The organism is Nocardioides speluncae (genome assembly GCF_003121585.1).
GTDB classification, from domain to species: Bacteria; Actinomycetota; Actinomycetes; order Propionibacteriales; family Nocardioidaceae; genus Nocardioides; species Nocardioides speluncae.
This window is the reverse complement of record NZ_QEOO01000016.1, coordinates 1-19,119: the sequence shown is the minus strand read 5'-3', so window position 1 is coordinate 19,119 and position 19,119 is coordinate 1. Positions and strand designations below refer to the sequence as shown.

At 70.9% G+C, this 19,119-nt stretch carries 17 protein-coding genes; 12 read left to right on the top strand and 5 right to left on the bottom strand.

All coding sequences use genetic code 11. The features are described 5' to 3' along the window. Window positions 1-3: 3 nt before the first annotated feature. The 8 genes from DDV73_RS29450 (at window position 4) to DDV73_RS07485 (ending at window position 10,050) form a co-directional block, all read left to right on the top strand. Complete coding sequence (locus DDV73_RS29450) at window positions 4-2,961, top strand: helix-turn-helix transcriptional regulator (RefSeq protein ID WP_161962314.1); 2,958 nt, start codon at window positions 4-6, stop codon at window positions 2,959-2,961. A 103-nt stretch (window positions 2,962-3,064) separates the two neighbouring features. Further along, window positions 3,065-3,907, top strand: a complete 843-nt coding sequence (locus DDV73_RS07515; protein ID WP_109506634.1) for a sucrase ferredoxin — start codon at window positions 3,065-3,067, stop codon at window positions 3,905-3,907. Between the two features lie 100 nt (window positions 3,908-4,007). Further along, entirely contained in the window at window positions 4,008-4,295 is a 288-nt protein-coding gene (locus tag DDV73_RS28380; RefSeq protein ID WP_154402650.1) for a hypothetical protein, read from the top strand. 7 nt (window positions 4,296-4,302) lie between these two features. Next, window positions 4,303-5,442, top strand: coding sequence for a cupin domain-containing protein (locus DDV73_RS07505; RefSeq protein ID WP_240617173.1), 1,140 nt, complete (start codon window positions 4,303-4,305; stop codon window positions 5,440-5,442). Then, window positions 5,439-6,341: a sucrase ferredoxin gene (locus tag DDV73_RS07500; RefSeq protein WP_109506631.1), complete on the top strand. Its 903-nt coding sequence runs from the start codon at window positions 5,439-5,441 to the stop codon at window positions 6,339-6,341. Before DDV73_RS07505 ends, DDV73_RS07500 begins: the two co-directional genes overlap by 4 nt. 186 nt (window positions 6,342-6,527) lie before the next feature. Beyond that, window positions 6,528-7,895, top strand: coding sequence for a cytochrome P450 (locus DDV73_RS07495; protein ID WP_109506630.1), 1,368 nt, complete (start codon window positions 6,528-6,530; stop codon window positions 7,893-7,895). Between the two features lie 86 nt (window positions 7,896-7,981). Beyond that, window positions 7,982-8,866: an exonuclease/endonuclease/phosphatase family protein gene (locus tag DDV73_RS07490; RefSeq protein ID WP_161962313.1), complete on the top strand. Its 885-nt coding sequence runs from the start codon at window positions 7,982-7,984 to the stop codon at window positions 8,864-8,866. After that, a complete protein-coding gene (locus DDV73_RS07485; protein ID WP_154402649.1) occupies window positions 8,863-10,050 on the top strand; it encodes a family 43 glycosylhydrolase in 1,188 nt (395 codons plus the stop codon). The genes DDV73_RS07490 and DDV73_RS07485 overlap by 4 nt, the downstream gene beginning before the upstream one ends. A 69-nt stretch (window positions 10,051-10,119) precedes the next feature. Here DDV73_RS07485 and DDV73_RS07480 read toward each other — a convergent pair whose 3' ends face one another. From DDV73_RS07480 to DDV73_RS07470, 3 genes are read right to left on the bottom strand one after another with little or no spacing between them, the layout of a single operon-like run. Continuing rightward, entirely contained in the window at window positions 10,120-11,253 is a 1,134-nt protein-coding gene (locus DDV73_RS07480) for a sulfotransferase family protein (RefSeq protein ID WP_206050765.1), read from the bottom strand. Next, on the bottom strand, window positions 11,250-12,392 hold the full coding sequence (locus DDV73_RS07475) for a hypothetical protein (RefSeq protein WP_109506627.1): 1,143 nt from the start codon (window positions 12,390-12,392) through the stop codon (window positions 11,250-11,252). The genes DDV73_RS07480 and DDV73_RS07475 overlap by 4 nt, the downstream gene beginning before the upstream one ends. Next, on the bottom strand, window positions 12,389-13,267 hold the full coding sequence (locus tag DDV73_RS07470) for a TIGR03619 family F420-dependent LLM class oxidoreductase (RefSeq protein ID WP_109506626.1): 879 nt from the start codon (window positions 13,265-13,267) through the stop codon (window positions 12,389-12,391). Before DDV73_RS07470 ends, DDV73_RS07475 begins: the two co-directional genes overlap by 4 nt. A gap of 46 nt (window positions 13,268-13,313) precedes the next feature. On the opposite strand from DDV73_RS07470, the gene DDV73_RS07465 reads away from it, so the two are divergent. Beyond that, window positions 13,314-13,733, top strand: a complete 420-nt coding sequence (locus DDV73_RS07465; RefSeq protein WP_109506625.1) for a nuclear transport factor 2 family protein — start codon at window positions 13,314-13,316, stop codon at window positions 13,731-13,733. A gap of 66 nt (window positions 13,734-13,799) precedes the next feature. Continuing rightward, window positions 13,800-14,378, top strand: a complete 579-nt coding sequence (locus DDV73_RS07460) for a hypothetical protein (RefSeq protein WP_109506624.1) — start codon at window positions 13,800-13,802, stop codon at window positions 14,376-14,378. 1,168 nt (window positions 14,379-15,546) lie between these two features. Here the strand turns inward: DDV73_RS07460 and DDV73_RS07455 are convergent. Together DDV73_RS07455 and DDV73_RS07450 are read right to left on the bottom strand one after the other, a co-directional pair. Continuing rightward, the gene (locus DDV73_RS07455; protein ID WP_109506623.1) at window positions 15,547-16,755 is read right to left on the bottom strand and encodes an MFS transporter; all 1,209 of its coding nucleotides are present in this window, start codon (window positions 16,753-16,755) and stop codon (window positions 15,547-15,549) included. A 163-nt stretch (window positions 16,756-16,918) separates the two neighbouring features. Then, entirely contained in the window at window positions 16,919-17,836 is a 918-nt protein-coding gene (locus tag DDV73_RS07450; RefSeq protein ID WP_240617172.1) for an EamA family transporter, read from the bottom strand. Between the two features lie 58 nt (window positions 17,837-17,894). Here DDV73_RS07450 and DDV73_RS07445 point away from each other — a divergent pair, with 58 nt between their 5' ends. Continuing rightward, window positions 17,895-18,386 carry a MarR family winged helix-turn-helix transcriptional regulator gene (locus DDV73_RS07445; RefSeq protein ID WP_109506621.1) on the top strand — a complete coding sequence of 164 codons (492 nt, stop codon included), beginning with the start codon at window positions 17,895-17,897 and terminating at the stop codon, window positions 18,384-18,386. Next, complete coding sequence (locus DDV73_RS07440) at window positions 18,379-19,017, top strand: YczE/YyaS/YitT family protein (RefSeq protein ID WP_154402648.1); 639 nt, start codon at window positions 18,379-18,381, stop codon at window positions 19,015-19,017. The genes DDV73_RS07445 and DDV73_RS07440 overlap by 8 nt, the downstream gene beginning before the upstream one ends. The last annotated feature ends 102 nt before the right edge of the window (window positions 19,018-19,119 follow it).

The window sequence follows — 19,119 nt, the reverse complement described above, 5'->3', positions numbered from 1 at the left end:
GATGTGGCAGCACCGACACCCAACCAAACATTGATCGGCCGAGATGCCGAGCTGGAGGAGATAACTTCCCAGCTCGGCATCCGTGCTGTCTCGGGCTCCTTCAACTCGAGCCAGCCGCCGGTCCGCGCGGTGCTGCTGTCCGGCGACGCCGGCGTCGGCAAGACTCGGCTGCTGACCGAGCTCCGCGACGTCGCCTTCACCGAGGGCTGGCAGGTCGTGGCCGGCCACTGCCTCGACTTCGGTGACAGCGCGCTGCCCTACCTTCCCTTCTCCGAGGTGCTCGGCCGCCTCGCCACCGACCTGCCGGACATCGTCGCCAAGGTCGCGGCCGACCAGCCCGCGCTCAACCGCCTGCTCCCCGGCCGCCGGGTGATGACCGAGGGTGAGAGCGGTGACGCCGCGACCGTCGACCGCGGCGACATCTTCGACGCCGTCCACGCGCTGCTGGAGACCGCGGCCGAGGCCGCCCCGCTGCTGCTGGTCATCGAGGACACCCACTGGGCGGACCGCTCGACCCGCGACATGCTCAGCTTCCTGTTCAGCCGCCCGTTCGCCCGCCGGGTCGCCATCGTGGCGTCGTACCGCAGCGACGACCTGCACCGCCGCCACCCGCTGCGCACCGCCGCCGCCGAGTGGGCCCGGATCCCGGGAGTCGGTCGCCTGCAGCTCGCCCCGCTGGGCACCCCCGCGGTCCGAGCCTTGGTCAAGCAGCTTCACCCCGACCCGCTGCTGGAGTCCGATGTCGCCGACATCGTCGACCGCGCCGAGGGCAACGCATTCTTCGTCGAGGAGCTGGTCAACGCGGCTTGGGGCGGCGGCCTGCCCGAGGACCTCGCCGGTCTGCTGCTGGTCCGGCTGGACCGGCTCGACGACGCCGCCCAGCGGGTGGTCCGCGCCGCTGCCGTGGCCGGCCGCCGGGTCTCTCACCCACTGCTCGCCAGCGTCGTCTCCATCGACGACGCCGCGCTGGAGCAGGCGCTGCGCCACGCGGTCGAGACCAACGTCCTGGTGCCGGCCCGCGGCGACGGCTATGCCTTCCGGCACGCCCTGCTCGCCGAGGCGGTGTACGACGACCTGCTGCCGGGCGAGCGGGTCCGGCTGCACGCCGCCTTCGCCCGGGTGCTCAGTGAGTCCCAAGGTCAGGGCCAGTCAAAGGGCACCGCGGCCGAGCTGGCCCGGCACGCCCGCGCTGCCCACGACCTGCCGACCGCGCTCCGCGCCAGCATCGACGCCGGCGACGACGCGTTCGCGGTCGGCGGACCCGACGAGGCCGCGCAACACTACGAGCTTGCCCTCGACCTGCTGGCCGACGAGCGGCTGGCCGCCGAAGTCACCGTCGACATGGCCGCTCTGGTGTCGCGGACCGCCGAGTCGCTGATCGTGTCCGGTCACCCGGACCGCGGCCTGTCGCTGATCCAGGCCCACCTGGCGGCGCTGCCCGACGACGCGTCGCCGACCTCACGTGGTCATCTCCTCTTCGCGCTCGCCAACACGGTGATGGTGGCCGAGACCAGGCTCGACGCGCTCGAGCTCACCACCGAGGCGCTCGCCCACATCCCGGACGAGATGTCCGCGCTGCGGGCCAAGGCGCTGGCCAGCCACGCCCGCGCGCTGGCGTACGCCGAGAACGAGCAGGCCCGCCCCGTCGCGGTCGAGGCGCTCGCGATGGCCGAGTCCCTCGACATGCCCCATCTCGCGAGCGAGGTGATGACCACCCTGGTCGGCCTCGAGAACGCCGGCGACGACGACGCGGTGATCGAGGCCCTCGACGAGGTCGTGAAGCGGGCCGCGGAGACCGGTGCGGTCTACGCCGAGCTGCGCGGGCTCTACCTGCTCGGCCGCCGGAGGCTCGACCGCGGCCAGTTCGCGGGAGCCCGGGAGGCGTTCCAGCGGGCGGTCGTGCGGGCCGAGGAGACCAGCCAGCCGTGGGCGCCGTACGGCTTCGACGCGCGGTTCATGGATGCTCAGGTCGCCTACCTCACCGGCGCCTGGGACGACGTACTCCGGCTCACCGACGTCAGCGGCCAGCAGCCGCCCATCGGCCCCGAGTCACTGCTCGCGGCCCTGGAGTTGATGGTGCATGTCGGTCGCGGTGCCGACGCGGTGGCGTTCGGGCGCGAGGTGCGGCCGCACTGGGACAAGGATGGCCTGATCGCGATCACTGCCGGCAGCGCGATGATCGACGCCTACGGCAACCGCGGCGACGCCGCGGCCGCGGTCCGCGAGCACGACGACCTGGTCACCCTGGTGAGCGGCATGTGGCGCAGCTTCTTCCATGCCCGGGTGCGGCTCGCCGCGCTGGCGATCGGCGCGCTGGCGAGCTCGGTCGAGCAGCTGTCAGCAGCCGAGCGGGAGCAGGCGGCCGCCGATGTCGCCCGGCTCCGCAAGGGTGCGGACTGCTCGCTGGAGCTGATCGCGGAGGAGCGCAAGTCGTGGGGCCCGGAGGGCCAGGCCTGGGCGGCCCGGCTGGAGGCCGAGACGCTGCGGTTCCGCTGGCGGGCCGGGATCGACGCGCCGTCGGTCGACGAGCTGGTGACGCCGTGGACCGAGGCGGTCCGGCTGTTCGGCGAGTTCGGGCACCGGTTCGAGCTGGCGCGGTCGCAGGCCCGCCTGGCCGCCGTACTCCGCGCGAGCGGTGACCTGGCCGCGGCCCGGGTGCACTCCGACCCGGCCCGGGCGACCGCCCACGAGCTCGGCGCGCAGCCGCTGCTCGACGAGCTGCAGACCCTCGGCGGTACGGCGACGCCGCGCGCCGAGGCTGCGCCGGACACGCTGACGCCGCGCGAGAAGGAGATCCTGGCGCTGGTCGCGATCGGCCGCAGCAACGGTGAGATCGGCAAGCAGCTGTTCATCAGCACCAAGACCGTCAGCGTCCACGTCTCCAACATCCTCGGCAAGCTGGGTGCCTCCGGCCGGACCGAGGCCGCCGCCATCGCCCGCCGCCGCGGCCTGCTCGACTGACTCGGTGGGCTCTGGCGCGGTACGGTCGTCGTCCGGATTACGGACATGCTGGGGCAGTGAGGTTAGGCTTACCTTTGTGACATTCTCCTGCTCGGGCGCGAGCATGATCGAACTCGAGCCGCTCGCCGGCACCGCGCCCACGGACAGCACCTTCCTCCTGGTCGAGTACGCCGGCCCGTGGGCGCGCAACGCCGTGGCCGAAAGCGGGCTGCCGGACGTGGTGCGCGCCTATCTCCAGGCGCTCGACGGGGTCCGGGTGCAGCTGATCCGCAGGCACGGGGGAGCGGCCGACGGCGGGGTCCGGATCTTCGCGGCACACCTCGGCGCCGACGAGACCTGGATCGAGACCACCGTGCTCGACAGCCACGAGGACCTCTGCAGCCTCGACCTGACCGGCCTCGGCGCCGGGCAGCGGCCCGGGCTCACGCCGTACACCGACCACCTGTGGCTGGTCTGCACCAACGGCCGCCGCGACCTGTGCTGCGCCAAGCAGGGGCGCCCGGTCGCCGGTGCGCTCGCGGCCGAGTGGCCGGCGCAGACGTGGGAGACCAACCACCTCGGCGGACACCGGTTCGCCGCCACGCTGCTGGCGCTGCCGAGCGGCTACTGCCTCGGCCGTCTCGACGAGGAGTCCGCGGTCACCGCCTGCCGGGCGCTGGCCGAGGGCACCGTGGACGACGCCGTGACCCGGGGCCGGGCCGGACAGTCCGCCGCCGCGCAGGTCGCCGAGCTGGCGGTACGCCGGGAGTCCGGCTGCTGGGCGGTCGACGAGGTGCGGGTCGTGGCTGCCGACGGCGGCGCGGTCGCGGTCGAGTCCGCCGGGCAGCAGTGGGAGGTCGAGGTGGCCACCCGCCCCGGTCACTCTCGCCGGCAGTCGTGCGCCGACCTGAGGACGAAGCCGTCGCCCGAGCTGGTCGTGTCCGCCGTCCGGGTTCCTGTCGGCTGACAGCCCGGATCCGGGCTGGGCGCGGCCTCTTGTGGCCGTCCGGTCCGAGCGCAAGACTCACGTCGTTACCCACGCTTTCCAACGACGTGAGGACTTCGACATGACCAACACCCCTGAAGAGCCCCTCAGCGACGACGACCTGACCACCGGCGGCGACCTCGGCAGCACCGAGGGCGCGGCCACCGACGCCGACGGCACCGACGCGGACGCCGACGGCAACGACACCACGGACGCGGATGGTACCGACGCCGATGCGGACGCCACCGACGGCGCGGATGCCGACGGTACGGACGGCACGGACGGAGGCGTGGCCGACGCCGACGGCGTCGACGCCGCCGCGGCCGAGCGCGCGCCGGTCCCGGCCGACGGCGACGGCGAAGACCACTGAGAGCGGCGTGTCCGCGCTCGACCTCTTGAGCGGTGACGCCCAGACCTTCCTCGCGAAGGTGTGGGCGTCACGCGTCCACCTGCACCGCACCGACCCGCAGCGGCTGGTCGGCCTACTCTCCTTCGACGACGTCGACCACCTGCTGACCGCGACGGCGATCCGGACGCCGGCGATCCGGCTCGCGCGCGACGGCAGCGTGCTCCCGGAGTCGTCGTACACCCGCTCGGCGACGCTCGCTGGCCGGCCGCTCACCGGGCTTGTCGACGGGCGCAAGGTGCTGAAGCTGTTCGGCGACGGCGCGACGGTGGTGCTGCAGGGCCTGCACCGCTACTGGCCACCGCTCGGCGAGCTCGTCGCCGACCTGGAGGTCGAACTCGGCCACCCCTGTCAGGCCAACGCCTACCTCACCCCACCGGGCGCGCAGGGGTTCTCGGTGCACGCCGACAGCCACGACGTCTTCGTGTTCCAGACCCACGGGCACAAGCTGTGGGAGGTGCACACGGACGACGGCGTCGATGAGGTACTGCTGGAGCCGGGCCTGTCGATGTACCTGCCCACCGGGGTTCGGCACGCCGCGCGCACCCAGGAGGTCGCCTCCCTCCACGTCACCCTCGGCATCAACCAGCTCACCTGGCGCGGCCTGGTCCAGCGCACGCTCCGGCCGCTGCTCGACGAGGTGGACGGCGACCATCTGCCGGCCGGCTACCTCGACGACCCGGCCGACCTGGTCGTCGGCCTTCGGCGGCGGCTCGACGAGCTGGCCGAGCAGGTGCGCCGCCTCGATGCCGACGCGGCGGTCGATCGCGAGATCGAACGGTTCCTGACCACCCGCAACCCACGACTGCGCGGCGGCCTACGCGACGTACTCACCGTCGCCGAGCTCACCGACGACTCGCTGCTCCGGCGGCGGGCGGGCCGCCCGTGCGTCCTGGTGGACCGGGACCCGAAGGTCCGGATGCTGCTCGGCGACCGGTACCTCGACGGCCCGGCCTGGATCCGGCTGGCGGTAGAGGCGATCCGTGGTGCTGCGGGCGACTTCCGGCCCGCTGATCTGGCGGAGCTGCTCGACCCCCGGAGCCGGCTGGTGCTGTGCCGGCGCCTGGTCCGCGAAGGGCTGCTGGAGCTGGTCGAGAGACCGAAGGCGTGACGGCGGCGTTCCGGTGCGCCCGCACCAGCCTGGTGCGCGACGACCAGCTCCTCGGCACCGCCTCGACCGTGCGCGCCTTCCTGCTCGTCGAGAACCCCGGCCCGTGGGGCGTCGATGCCCTCCACGACGCCCGACTTCCTCCGCCGGTGAAGCAGGCGCTGCGGCAGCCGGCACACGAGGCCCGGGTCCGGGTGCTGCTGGTACGCCGCCACCACCGCGAGGCCCCGCGGCACCAGTTCCGGGTGTTCGCGGCGTACGCCGACCCCGCGGCGCCCTGGGCCGAGACCACCATCCTCGACGACCCCGAGCAGCTGCTCGAGCTGGACCTGGCCGGTCTCGGTGCCGGCCGGTCGATCGGCCTGGACCGGCACGCCCGGCCCGTCTTCGCGGTGTGCACGCACGGCCGGCACGACGCCTGCTGCGCCGAGCAGGGCCGCCCCGCGGCAGCCGCGCTCGCCGCTGCCCGGCCCGAGGACGGCTGGGAGATCTCGCACATCGGCGGCGACCGGTTCGCCGGCAACATGATCGTGTTCCCGGACGGCCTCTACTACGGCCGGATCGACGCCGCCGCCGCGATCTCGGTGACCGGCTCCCACCTTGCCGGTGAGCTCGACCTCGACCACCTGCGCGGCCGGTCCGGCTACCGGATGCCGGTGCAGGCCGCCGAGATCCTGCTCCGCCGCGACCTCGCCGAGACCCGCAACGACGCACTCCGGCTGGTCTCTGCCCGCGTCGTCGGCGAGGAGACCGAAGCGGTGTTCGCGGTCGGTGCGGCGTCGTACCAGGTGACGGTCCGGACCACCCACGGCCCGGCCACCGCCCAGCTGACCTGCCGGGCGACCCGGGACAACCCGCTGCCCCGGCACGAGCTGCTCGGCGTACGCCGGATCGACGCTTGACTCGTCGCGCGGCCGAGCGGACGTCATACGAAACGTCACCTATTGCTCGCGCTTCGAATGACGTCCTGCGGAACGTCGTACGGACCGGTCGCCATGGGTAGCGGTTCGTATGACGTCCGCCCGGACGCCTTGACCGTACTCGTAGTATGTGAAGACCGACACACACCGCCGTTCCGGGAGTGCGCCATGACGATCACCGATGAGGAACTCGATCGACTGAGCGCGGCGAGGTTCGAGCTCGCCTCCGGCTCGGCAGGTCGCAAGAACCATGACTGGTCCCGGCTCCCGGACGGCCCCGGCTGGCCGGTGGTCGCGCAGAGCATCGGGCTGGTCCGCTATCGCCACCGGTTCGTGCCCTGGCTGCACCGCAAGTACGGCGACGTGTTCACCGTCCGGCTGGTGCCCGGCCCGCGGCCGCTGGTGCTGTTCACCAAGCCGGAGCACTCGCGCGAGATCTTCGCCGGCGACCCCGAGATCTTCCACGCCGGCAAGGGCAACTCGATCCTCGGCCCGATCATGGGCGAGCACTCGCTTCTGCTGCAGGACTCCGGCGAGCACAAGCGGGCCCGCCGGCTGCTGATGCCGGCCTTCAACGGTCACGCGCTGCGCGGCTACCAGGACCTGGTCACCGAGGTCGCCCGGGACGAGGTCGCGACCTGGCGCAGCGGCGAGGAGTTCCGCGCGCTCGACCGGATGAACGCGCTCACGCTCGAGGTGATCCTGCGCGTGGTCTTCGGAGTGGCCGACGAGCAGCGGCTCGCCGCGCTCCGGCCGACGGTCCAGAAGATCGTCGATATCAACCCGGCGCTGCTGCTGGGCTGGGCGTTCCCCCGGCTCCGCAGGCTCCGGCCCTGGCAGCGGCTCGAGGAGAACCAGCGGCGGCTCGACCGCTTGATGTACGACGAGATCGCCGAGCGTCGTGAGGTGCCCGACCTCGCCGAGCGCACCGACGTACTCTCCCAGCTGATCCGGAGCGGCGAGGGTGAGGACGCACTGACCGACACCGAGCTGCGCGACCAGCTGGTCACCCTGCTGCTGGCCGGCCACGAGACCACCGCGACCGCGCTGGCCTGGTCGCTCTACGAGCTCGGCCGATCGCCCGCCCTGCTCGACCGGTCCCGCGCCGCCGCCCGCGACGGCGACGACGCCTGGCTGGAGGCGGTGCTCAAGGAGTCGATGCGGCTGCACCCGGTGATCCCGATGGTGGTCCGCCAGCTGATGGCACCGGTCACCATCGGCGGCATCGACCTGCCGACCGGCATCTTCGTCGGCACCTCGATCCTGATCGCCCACGCCCGCGAGGACAACCACGCCGACCCGCTCGAGTTCCGCCCCGAGCGCTTCCTCGACCACAACCCGCCGGCGAACACCTGGATCCCGTTCGGTGGCGGGGTACGCCGCTGCATCGGGGCCGGGTTCTCGCTGATGGAGGGCACCGCCGCGCTGCGCGAGATCCTCAAGGAGTACGCCGTCACCGCGGTCGGCGACGAGCAGCCCAAGGTCCGCAACATCACCAGCGTGCCGGAGAAGGGCGCCCGGATCCGGGTCGGCTAGCCAGCTTCTGGCCGGGTAAGGACTTCGTAACCACGGCTGTCTTGTTGCCCGGAATGCGAACTGATGGACTCCCTTCACGTCCAAACATGACCTGGAGGAAGCACATGCAGCGCACGGGGACCAACGGATCGACCAGTCGGCGGATTCGCCTGCTGGCCAGCACTGCCGCGGCGGCCGCCGCACTCGTCGGGAGCGGGTTCACTCCCGCGGCGGCGCCCGCCACGGCCGCTCCGGCGACCAGCCAGCAGACCGAGCGGGCGGGGGTGCACTCGATCCGGGTGATCACCTACAACGTCGGCGACAAGTCGGCGCCGACACTCCGCGCCCAGCTGAGCCGGCTGCTGGACCGCAAGCCCGCCGTACTCGGTCTTCAGGAGGTCGCCGACCGCAAGGACCTGCTCAAGCAGGTGGCGCGGGCGAACCCGGGCTACCGGCTGTTCCAGAAGGACTACGGCCCCGTGAGCCGGCACAACGCGATCCTGGTCCGCAAGCGCGGCGTCACGGTGCTGGACGATGGCGCCAAGCTGCTCACCGAGGCGGCCAATGTGGAGAAGGGGACCGCCGGCGCCAAAGACGGGATCGCGGCCCGCAAGTGGGTCAACTGGGTGCGGATCAAGACCGACGGGCTGCGCTGGACTGCCGGCGTCGTACACCTCGTGGCGTCCGCGGAGCGGCTCGGCGGCCTGACCAGGAAGCTCCACCTCGAGCAGGTGGCCCGTTGCGCCGCATGGTGGAAGGGCCTCAAGTCGGAGCCGCTGCTGATGGGCGACTTCAACGCCACCCTCGGCCACCGCTACAACCTTCTCGAGAAGCTTCGAGACAGGGCCAAGCCCTGGACCGACGAGAGCCACGACAACCGGGCGATCGACTACGTCTGGTCGAAGAGGAACGCCAAGGGCACGGTCAAGGCCCTGGACGGCTTCGGCGGCGACCACAAGCCGGTGCAGGTCGACCTCACGGTCACGCGGTGAGAGCGCCGATTCTGCTCGTCGCGTGCGTGGCCCTGGCCGGCAGCCTGGTGGTCTCGACGACGGTTGCTGCGCAACCTGCTCGACCACCCGGATCCGTGCCAGGCCCGACGTCGGAGGCTGCCGACTTCAAGTTCCCCGGCGCGGACCTGATGCGGATCCCCGGCACGCCGAAGTACGTCGCGTACGGGGCCAGCCTGCCGAAGGCGGAGAAGCTGCCGTTCACGACGGTCGAGTTCAAGAACGTCAGCTTCGTCCGCCGGAGCGCGATCGACGGCGACGCGTGGGAGCGGCGGGATCGCACGTTCCCGGCGGGCTACTGGGCGAAGCCGGACTCGACGCTGTGGACACCGGCCGTGGTGCCGCACCGCGAGGGGCCACAGAAGAAGGTCGTCTACTACCTCTTCTACAGCGCGCAGCACCGTGACAGCAGCACCGGCCGCCGGTGCATCGGCTACGCGACGTCGTCGAAGTGGTGGACCAGCTGGAAGGCGGCCAAGAATCCGCTGTACTGCCCGCAGGGCCGATGGGCGATCGACGCCGACGTCACCACCGGGCCGCGTGGCCGGTTCTGGATGACGCTGCGCAACGGCGCCTGGACCAGGAAGGACCACACCGCGCTCGGTGCCAGCGAGCTTCGGCTGGGCGGCCGGAAGGCCACTCTGGTCAAGCCGCCGACCGAGATCCTGCGCAGCAACAACAACCCGTGGACCCACCACGAGGCCGACCTCGACGACGAGGCGGACGTGATCACGGTGGAGAACCCGAACGCGATCTACCGCGGCGGCAAGTGGTACCTGTTCTTCTCCGGCAACGACTGGGACTCCAACCGGTACGGCACCGGCATCGCGCTCTGCGGTGCCCACCTCGCCGACGGCCGCTGCCCGCCGCTGGACGCCCAGCGGGCCTACTTCGCCTACAAGCCGCGCCCGGACGCTGGCCCGGGCTTCGCCAACGCGCTGCCACCCCGGATGCGGAACAAGACGCTGCCCGGCAACAAGCGCGGACCCGGCGCCTTCGACGTCTTCCAGGCGCCGGATGGCAGCTGGTGGGCGTCGTGGAACTACATCCGCGACAGCAGCCCGGTCGTGGTGGGCCAGCGGATCTGGCGCAACAGCCGGATCGCCCCGATCCGGATCACCGGCTCCGGCACTTCGATCGACGTCGACGTGGCGTGGAGGCGATAGTCCAGAACATTCGACATCACTTTCGGCCGCAGAATGATGCGAATCGTTCTGGACTATCCCGGCATCGGGCTAGCTGAGGGCGGACCTGACCTGGTCCTCGGTCAGTCCGTAGTCGGCCAGGGCGTACCTGTGGGAGGGTGCCCGGACGCCGGAGCGGGACGCGTCGAGCTCGGCGCGGACCGCTCCGGCGACCGTGGTCTCCCACGGCAGGTCGAAGTGCCGGTAGACCGCCTCGACCGTGCCGACCGGGTCGCCCACGAGGTCGTCGTACGCCACGTCGAGGAAGTGGCCGGGCGCCGCTGACTCGCGGGTGGCGCGGTACGCCGCGTGCTCGCGGACCAGCAGGTCGAGCTGGGTGCGGCCGATGGTCGCGCCGGTGAACACGGTCGAGGTGTCGCGGGTCGACGCGGCCGCCAGCGAGCACATCGACGCCACGCAGGTGACCGGGTCGCGGTGGGTGACCAGCACGATCGCGTCCGGGAAGACCTCCAGCAGCGCATCGAGCGCGACCAGGTGGCTCGGGTTCTTCAGGATCCAGCGCCTGCCGGGGTCGTTCAGCCCGATCAGCTGGAGCAGCCGCCGGTACCGCGCGTACGACGGAGTCCAGTCCTGCTTGTCCAGCCAAGCGGCGTACGACGGCACGTGCGCCTGAGTCTCGAACGAGACCGAGGTCCCGGACTGCTGGAGCAGCCGCCAGCACTCCTCGTGGGTGGTGGCGTCGGAGTAGTGCAGCCCGGCGAGCTCGGGGTTGGCGGCGTGGAACGCCTGGTAGCCGGCCTGCATGGCACTGAGGATCGGGTCGTCCGGCCAGCTCTCCCGCGGCGGTCGCGGCTGCGGCAGGTCGGCCAGCCACTGCTCCAGCCCCTGGTGCGCGGGGTCGGCGGTGAGAAGCCGCTGCAGCAGGGTGGTGCCCGAGCGCGGGAGCCCGGTGATGAAGATCGGCCGTTCGATCGCGATGTCGGCGTACGACGGGTGCGCGGCGAAGCCCTGCTCGGCCAGCAGCCGCGCCACCAGCAGCCCTTTGACCGAGCCGCGCATCCGGTAGTTGCCGACCGGCGTCAGCCCCGCCTCGGCAGTCAGCGCCTCGACCAGGATCCGCACGCCCTCCTCGTGGTCGGTGCCGCCGAAGTCGGACAGCCCGGTGGTCCGGACCGCGGCGGCCACGATCTCGTCGTACGAGCCCAGCGAGTCGCGCTCCCTCACGACAGCATCCTCCGCGCCACCGCCCGCTGCCTGGCGGCGATCCGTACGGCGTACTCGTCGTCGGTGATCGGGGTGTAGTGCGGCAGCTTCGACGGCAGGTCGGCGAACCGCACCACCTCCACCGTCGGCCCGTCCGCGGCGCCGAGGTCGCGGGTCAGCCGCTGCCAGCGCAGCATGATCGGCCCGGTCCGGTGGCCGAGCGTCTCCAGCCAGTTGGCCACGCCGGGGTTGGCCTCGGAGATCACGAACCGCAGCTGACCGTCGGGATCGACGGCCGCCTGGGCCTTGGTCAGCGAGGTCTGGTGCGACTCGTAGTCGGTGGAGATGTACCAGTCCGACCCGATCTGCATCCCCTGGTAGGAGCAGTCGTCGCAGACCGGGACGGTCACGATCATCGCCTCGTCCTCGGCCAGCTCGTAGTGGCCGATCGAGGAGAACTGCGAGGACAGGCCGCCCGGTGTCGACGCTGGCGCGGTCAGCGTGTTGACCGGCTCCTTCAGGTAGAAGAAGTGCGGGAACGCCAGCCAAGTCTCGACGGAGCCGGTCAGCAGCTTGCCGGCGACCTCGTAGCGCTGGGCCAGCCGCTGCCTGGTCAGCGGCTTCGCCGGTACGCCGGCCCGGTCGGCCCGCTCCACCCACAGGGTGCCGCGCTCCTCGGTCTCCCAGTCGTTGTAGACCTCGCGCACGATCAGCGTCTTGGCTCCCTCGAACGGCCCCAGCTGCAGCTCAAAGGTCCCATCGGAGGCGATGTCGAGCTCGCGGTCGTCGAAGGCCGCCAGCGACGGCGGCACCCCTTCCGGCGTATAGCCACCACCCATCACTTGGAAGCTCAGGTCGGCGGTGCTGCCGCGGCGCCCGCGGACGACGTACTCCACGTCGTCGGTGAGGTAGCAGTGGAAGTACAGCGTGTCCGGGTTGTCGAGCCCCTGCCGCGAGAACTGGTGGGTGGTGTTGATGAACAGCGGCCGGTCCAGGTCATGGTCGAACGCCATCTGCAGCGACGCCCGGATCCGGCCGGCGAGGTAGTCGTAGCCCTCGAGCAGGTCCTGCTCGGTGCGGATGAACGGCGCGCCCGCAATCAGCTCCTCGGCCCGGGCGATGGCCGCCTGGAACGGCGCGGTGAGGCTGTCGTCGGTCATGAGACCTTGGCGATCACGTTCTCGGCGTACTTCTCCAGGTGCCGGATCTTCTTCTCCAGCGGCTCCTGGTCCGGGCCGACGATGTACGGGTCGCGGAAGCCCACGATGCAGTCGGTGACGCCCTTGTCCTCCAGCCGCTTGATCCCGTCGGCGTCATACGCGTCGAACGAGATCACGTGCACCTCAAACGATGCGTCGCCCTCGACTCCCTCTTGACGCCGGATCGCGGCCAGCCGGGTGAGCAGGTCGTCGAGGTCCTCGTGGGGGCCGCCGCCGTGCATCCACCCGTCACCCTTGAGTACGGCGCGGCGCAGGGCCGCGTCCGCGTGGCCGCCGACCAGCAGCGGCAGGTTCTCGGACGGCGCGGGGCAGATCTTGAGCGGCGGCACCTGGTAGAACTCGCCGTCGTACTCGAAGTAGTCGCCGGTCCACAGCCCGCGCAGGATGTCGATGCACTCGTCCATCCGCTTGCCGCGCTTGGCCCACGGCACCCCCATCGCCGCGAAGTCCTCCGGCCACGGCGAGAGGCCGATGCCCAGGCCGAGCCGGTTGCCGGACAGGTGCGCGATCGATGCGGCCTGCTTGGCGACCAGCACCGGCGGCCGTACCGGCAGTTTCAGCACGAACGGCGTGAAGCGCAGCGTGGACGTGACGCCGGCGAGGTAGGAGCACATCACCAGCGTCTCGATGAACTCCTTGCCCTCCAGGAACTCCCGGTCGCCCTTGTCGGTGTACGGATAGCGCGCGTCCGAGTCCGCTGGGTAGATCAGCGAGTCGGCGACGGTCATCGAGGTGTAGCCGGCCGCCTCCGCCGCCTGCGCGAGCGGCGCGTAGTAGCTGGCCTGGGTCATCGCCTCGGCGTAGGTGAACCGCATTCCGCCAGCCTAGAACGTGTTTCAGTTTTGTGGAAGGCTGACAGTCATGGACCACCAGGAGCTCAGCGACCGGTACGAGATCGCCGACCTGATCACCCGCTACACCCGCGCCATCGACACCTCGCGCTGGGACGACCTCGACGCGCTGTTCACCGAGGACGCCGTACTCGACTACAGCTCGGTCGGCGGGCCGGCCGGCGACCTCGCCGAGGCCAAGCCGTTCATCGCCAACCTGGCCGGCTTCGAGCGCTGGCAGCACCTGGTCGGCCAGGTCGCGATCGAGCTGGACGGCGACCGGGCCCGCGCCACGGCGTACTTCACCAACCCGATGGTGGCGCGCGCTCCCGACGGCACCGAGACGCTGCTCGAGGTCGGCGGCTACTACCATCACGATCTCGTGCGTACGCCGGACGGCTGGCGCTCGGCCAAGCTGGTCGACGAGAACGTGTGGACCAAAGGGTTCTGAGTACCTTCGCTTTCCAGCCCTTTGCAACAATGTGCGCGGGTGCAGTGCGACGGAAGGGACCGCTCGGTGTCGGTGGAAGAGGACAAGCCAGTTCTGACTGGTCTGCTGGCGCTGGTCGGTGTCGGGCTGGTGGTCGGACTGGTCGCCGGACTGGTGGTGCTGGCCGGCACCCAGTTCGTCGGTGTCGGTGGCGACAGCTCGGCCTCCGACGACTCCACGGGACAGCAGTCGCTCTACCTCCCCGACCCGAAGCCCACCAAGTCTGGCGACGACCCGCTCGTCACACTCCCGGCCGGCGAGGAGGAGACGGCCGACGAGGGTGACGACGAGGAGACTCCTGAGGAGGAGACCTCGCCGACCAAGCCGGCCAAGCCCGAGATCGCGCTGTCTGCGGGCGCGACACAGATCGGCCCGATGGAGCGCCTTGACCTTACCGGCATCTATCAGAAGGGCGAGGGCGCGATCCTCCAGGTCCAGCGCCAGGAAGGCAAAGCCTGGGAGGACTTCTACTCGGTCACAGTGAATGTCAGCGGTGGAATCTTCACCACCGTCATCCAGACCAGCCATCCTGGAATCAACGTCTTCCGGGTCGTCGATACTGACACGGGCCTGGCTTCCAACTCGGTGCGAGTCCGAGTCGGTTGAGGCAATCTACGTCAAAGTCGCCGGGCTTAGGAGATCCGATGCGCCGATTCCTTACCGTCCTGGCGTCCGCTGTCGCCCTCGTTGTCGCTGTGCTGTTGCCAGCGCCCGCAACGTTTGCCGCAAACCCGTACACCCCTCAAGAGGTCTGCGGCTCTGCCTACACCCAAGCGCTAGGCAGTTTCGTCATCAGTGACGTGGCGACAACCTACGTGCGGCGCAATCCGTCCAACGGTTGGAAATGTGTCGTGACCATCAAGACGCGACACATTGGAACGCCGACCTGGGTGGGAGCCGCGATCGGGAAGTACCACAGCGATCAGGCGAGTCAGGTGGATCAAGGAAAGTTCTCCTACTACGCGGGCCCAGCAAAAACCGGCCATACCTGTGTCTGGGCTGCCGGTCACAACTCTCCCCCCAGTCCAATCTTTGGTCCGGACTCCGCGTGGACGGTCAAGTGGCCCTTCCCCAGCACGTGCTCCTAGCCGAGCCAGACGTGGGGCGGCATCCAACCAGCGCCGGCCTTTGGGGGTCTCCGCTACAGCGATGAGTCAGCCCGGCTTCGCGCGCCGTACGTCATCAAGCGTGACCAGTTCCGCTGCGCCCATCATGTCCACCTCGAAGGCTGCCCGCAGCGGGATCATCACTCGGACACGCTGGCGGGTCATCACCTCGCTCGCGGGTAATTGTTCGAAGCTCAACCGGACCGCTCGGTCCGACCGGATTCTCCGGTCGGCACCCCCGAGCGCGAGGCCAACCGGGTGACGGGTCCGCCCATCCGGTGCGAGGCCGTCGATGAGGCCCGCACCATGCAAGCGACATGCGGCCCAGCCGGTCACTGCGCCTCCGGCCGGCAGTCGCACCGACTGTTCGAGGATGCGCTGCTCCGGTAACTCGAGCGAAGTGTCAGCCGGTACAAACCAACCGTGCGAGGTCCGACGCCAGTGTTTGCCGCGTGCCGCTCCAGGCGTGGGGCCGGCGACTCCGGTCGGGTCGGCCCGCACTGGCCTGACCAACCCCTTGGGCGGTCGGCACACGCGAGCCCACTTGTGTTCCCCCATGTCGGCAATGTTGCCGAATCTGGGCGCTCGTCGCTCGCCTCATCCACAGACTCGCTCGTTCTGAACGTTCAGGTCCTGTGCGACGTGAGCAGGAGCAGGATCGTCCAGAATCAGCCGGCCTTCGCTCGGCGTACGTCGAGGTCGTGGGTCCAGTAGCCGGTCCAGGCGGCGCCCAGCACCGCCAGTACGCCGACGGCGACGCAGGCCGCGGCCAGCGGGGCGGCGGTGACGATGGCGCTGATCAGCAGCGGCCCGCCGGTGTTGCCGAGGTCGCCGCACAGCCGCCAGCCACCCAGGAACTGGGAGCGTCCGGACTCGGGAGCGGTGTCGGCGCCGATCGTCATCACAATCCCGGAGCCGAGGCCGTTGCCGGCCGCGATCAGCATGGCGACCGCGCCGACGGCCAGGGCGCGCGACGTCAGCGGCATCAGGAAGGCGCCGGCGGCGACCGACAGCACCACCGGGATCGCCACCACCATCCGGCCGCGGTGGTCCATCAGCCAGCCGCCCGGGAGGAAGAACGCGATGTCGATCGCGGCGGCCGCCGCGAAGATCAGTGAGGTGGTGCTAGCTGCCAGGCCGACGTGGTCGGCCCACAGCGGGAGCAGGCTGGCCCGGACCGACCGGGCCGCGCCAAGGATCAGTACGGCGATACCGAGCGTCAGGAACGTGCGCCGGTGCGCGCGCAGGACGGACCAGACCGACGCCCGGCCGTTGGCGGCGTCATGGGCGCGATTCGCGGCGCCGAGGTCCGGGACGGTCATCGCGATCAGCGCCGAGCCCGCCGACATCGCCGCGGCCAGCAGGAACGCCGCGCGCAGACCGTAGACGTGGATCAGGCCGGCACCGAGCAGCGGCCCGATGAGCACGCCGACGCGGGCGCTGGCGCCGAGCAGCGACAGCGCCCGGGCGCGATGGCTCGGCGGCACCGCGTCGATCATGTAGGCCTGCCGCGCGAGCAGGAATGCGGTCCAGGTCGCTCCGCTGACCAGCACCGCCACGGACAGTCCGAGCACCGAGCCGGTGGCGGCAGCGGCGATCATCGCGACCGCGTCGACGAAGCCGCCGATCATCAAGGTGCGCCGCTCGCCGATCCGCGCCACCAGTGCGCCGGCGGGCAGCGAGGACACCAGCATCCCGATTCCGAGCAGCGCGACCACGAGCGCCGCCGTACCGACGTCGGCGCCGAGCTCGCGGGCCCGCAGCGCCAGGACCGGCATCACCGCGCCGTGCCCGATCGTGCTGACGACGGTCGGCGCGTACGCCGCGAAGGCGAGGTCCCTCAGCCGGAACTCGGTCGCAGTCAGGCCATTGGTCATGCCCGGAGGTTCATCGGGGTATGAGCGGCCAGGGCACGCACATCGCTGCGTTGTCGTCGGTCGACGGGCCACCGGCCCGCCTCCCTCCGACGCCTTGCGCTGCACGCACCCTGACCACTCAGACCCTCGAAGAACCTCCGGGCATAACCACTAGACACGCCCTTCAGTCTGCGGCACTGCCGACCAGCTCGTGCTGCGGCCGGGCGGGGGTGTGATGCACCTCTCGGGTGGCCGCTGGGGCCATCAGCCGGTCGCGCACCGCCGGCTGGCCGAGAAGCACGCCGCCGAGAACGAGGGCCATGCCGGTGGCCTGCGTCCAGCCGAAGGCCTCACCCGCGAGGACGACGCCGACCAGGGTGCCGACGACCGGGTTCAGCAGCCCGATGAGCGCGACCGAGCCGGCCTCGAGCTGCCGGAGCCCGTTGAACCACACGACGTACGCGAGGCCCGTGCCGACGATGCAGATCCACAGGAAGCCGCCGACCGCGCGGGCGTCGAGCGCCGGCGGGGCGCCTTCGACGATCAGCGCTACCGGAAGCAGCGCCAGGCCACCGGCGACCAGCTGCCAGCCGGTGAAGGTGACCAGCGAGACCGGCGGTGTCCAGCGCTTGACAAGGATGAAGCCGAGCGAGGCCATCGCGATCGCGGCGAACGAGGCGAGCACGCCGACCGCGTCGACCACGAAGCCGGCCCGCAGCACCAGCAGTGCGACCCCGGCGAAGCCGACCACGGCGCCGAGCACCGACAGTGCGTGCGGCTTCTCGCGGATCAGCACCCAGGCCATCAGCATCATCAGGATCGGGGCGGTGGCGGTGAGGGTGGCGGCGAGGCCGCCGGGCAGCCGGTACGCCGCCAGGAAGATCAGCGTGAAGAACGCGCCGATGTTGAGGATGCCGAGCACCAGCGCGCGCAGCCACCAGATGCCGCGAGGGAGCTCGCGGGTGAACGCCAGGATCACCAGGCCGACCGGCAGCGCGCGGACCAGGCCGGAGAAGAGTGGCCGGTCAGGTGGAAGGAACTCCGCGGTGACGTAGTACGTCGTGCCCCACGCGGCCGGCGTGAAGGCCGTCAGCAGCGTCACGCGCAGTTTATCTTCCATGGAAACTATAATCCCTTACGCGGAAGATATATTCCAAGTCATGGAGCCCGACCACGTCGCCCGGATCCTTGAGCAGTGGGCCCGCGAGCGACCCGACCTCGACGCCTCGCCGATCGGTGTGATCGGCCGGCTGCACCGGCTCGCGGACGCGCTCGCTATCGAGCTGCGGACGGTGTTCGAGGAGTACGGCATGACCACCACCGACTTCGACGTGCTCGCGTCGCTGCGACGCTCGGGCGCGCCGTACTCACTGACGCCGGGTGAGCTCGGCGCGAGCACGATGCTGACCTCCGGCGCGGTCACCAAGCGGGTCGATGTCCTGGTTGCCCGCGGCCTGGTCACCCGGAGCGTCCGCGAGGAGGACGCGCGCGGCCGCCGGATCACGCTGACGCCGGCCGGCGTGGAGCTGATCGACCGCGCGGTCACCGCCCACATCGCCAACGAGCACCGGCTGCTGGCCGGTCTGTCCGACCTCGAGCGCACCCGCCTCGCCCGCCTCCTCGAGACGTTGGGCCGGACGCTCGGTGTATGACGGGCGCGTACGCCGGGTGGTCCAGCTCGTCTTGTCGTGTGCGGCCCTCGGCGTCGGCGTGGCCCTGCTGCTGGACGCCCGGCTCGGCTCGGACGGCTACTCGATGATGATCAACGGCCTCTCCCTCGCAGGCGACGTGGAGTTCCTGCTGGTCAATGTCGTGGTCGGCGTCGCTCTCGTGGCGATGGCCTGGGTGCGCGGCCGCAAGCCCGGCCTCGGCACGATCACCCAGCCGGTCGTCGTCGGTGCCGTGGTCAGCGCCCTGCTGCCAGTGCTGCCGACGCCGGAGTCGTGGACCGCGCGATCGGTGGAGTTCGCGCTCGCCTTCGTAGTGCTCGCGATCGGCGTCGCCGGCTACCTGGCCGCCGACCTCGGTGCCGGCCCGACCGAGGTGGCCGCGCTCGCCTGGGACCCGCCGGTGCCCTTCCGCTGGAGCTACACCGTGGTTCAGGTCGTCGGAGCGCTGATCGGCTGGCTGTGCGGCGCCACCTTCGGCATCGGCACCTTCGTCGTCGTACTCGGCCTGGGTTGGTGCGTCGACCGCCTGATCCCGCTCTTCCCGGCCACATTGCCCACGCGAAACTGTCCCTCCCCGCTGGATGTTTCCGACGGGGAGGGACGGTTTCACTAGGTACCTTGGGCGAGTTCGGGCGGTCAACGCAACAAGAGGTCTTGGATGGCCTCTGAGGGGCGAGCGTAGTCGAGGCGTTTGCGGGGCCTGTCGTTGAGTTCG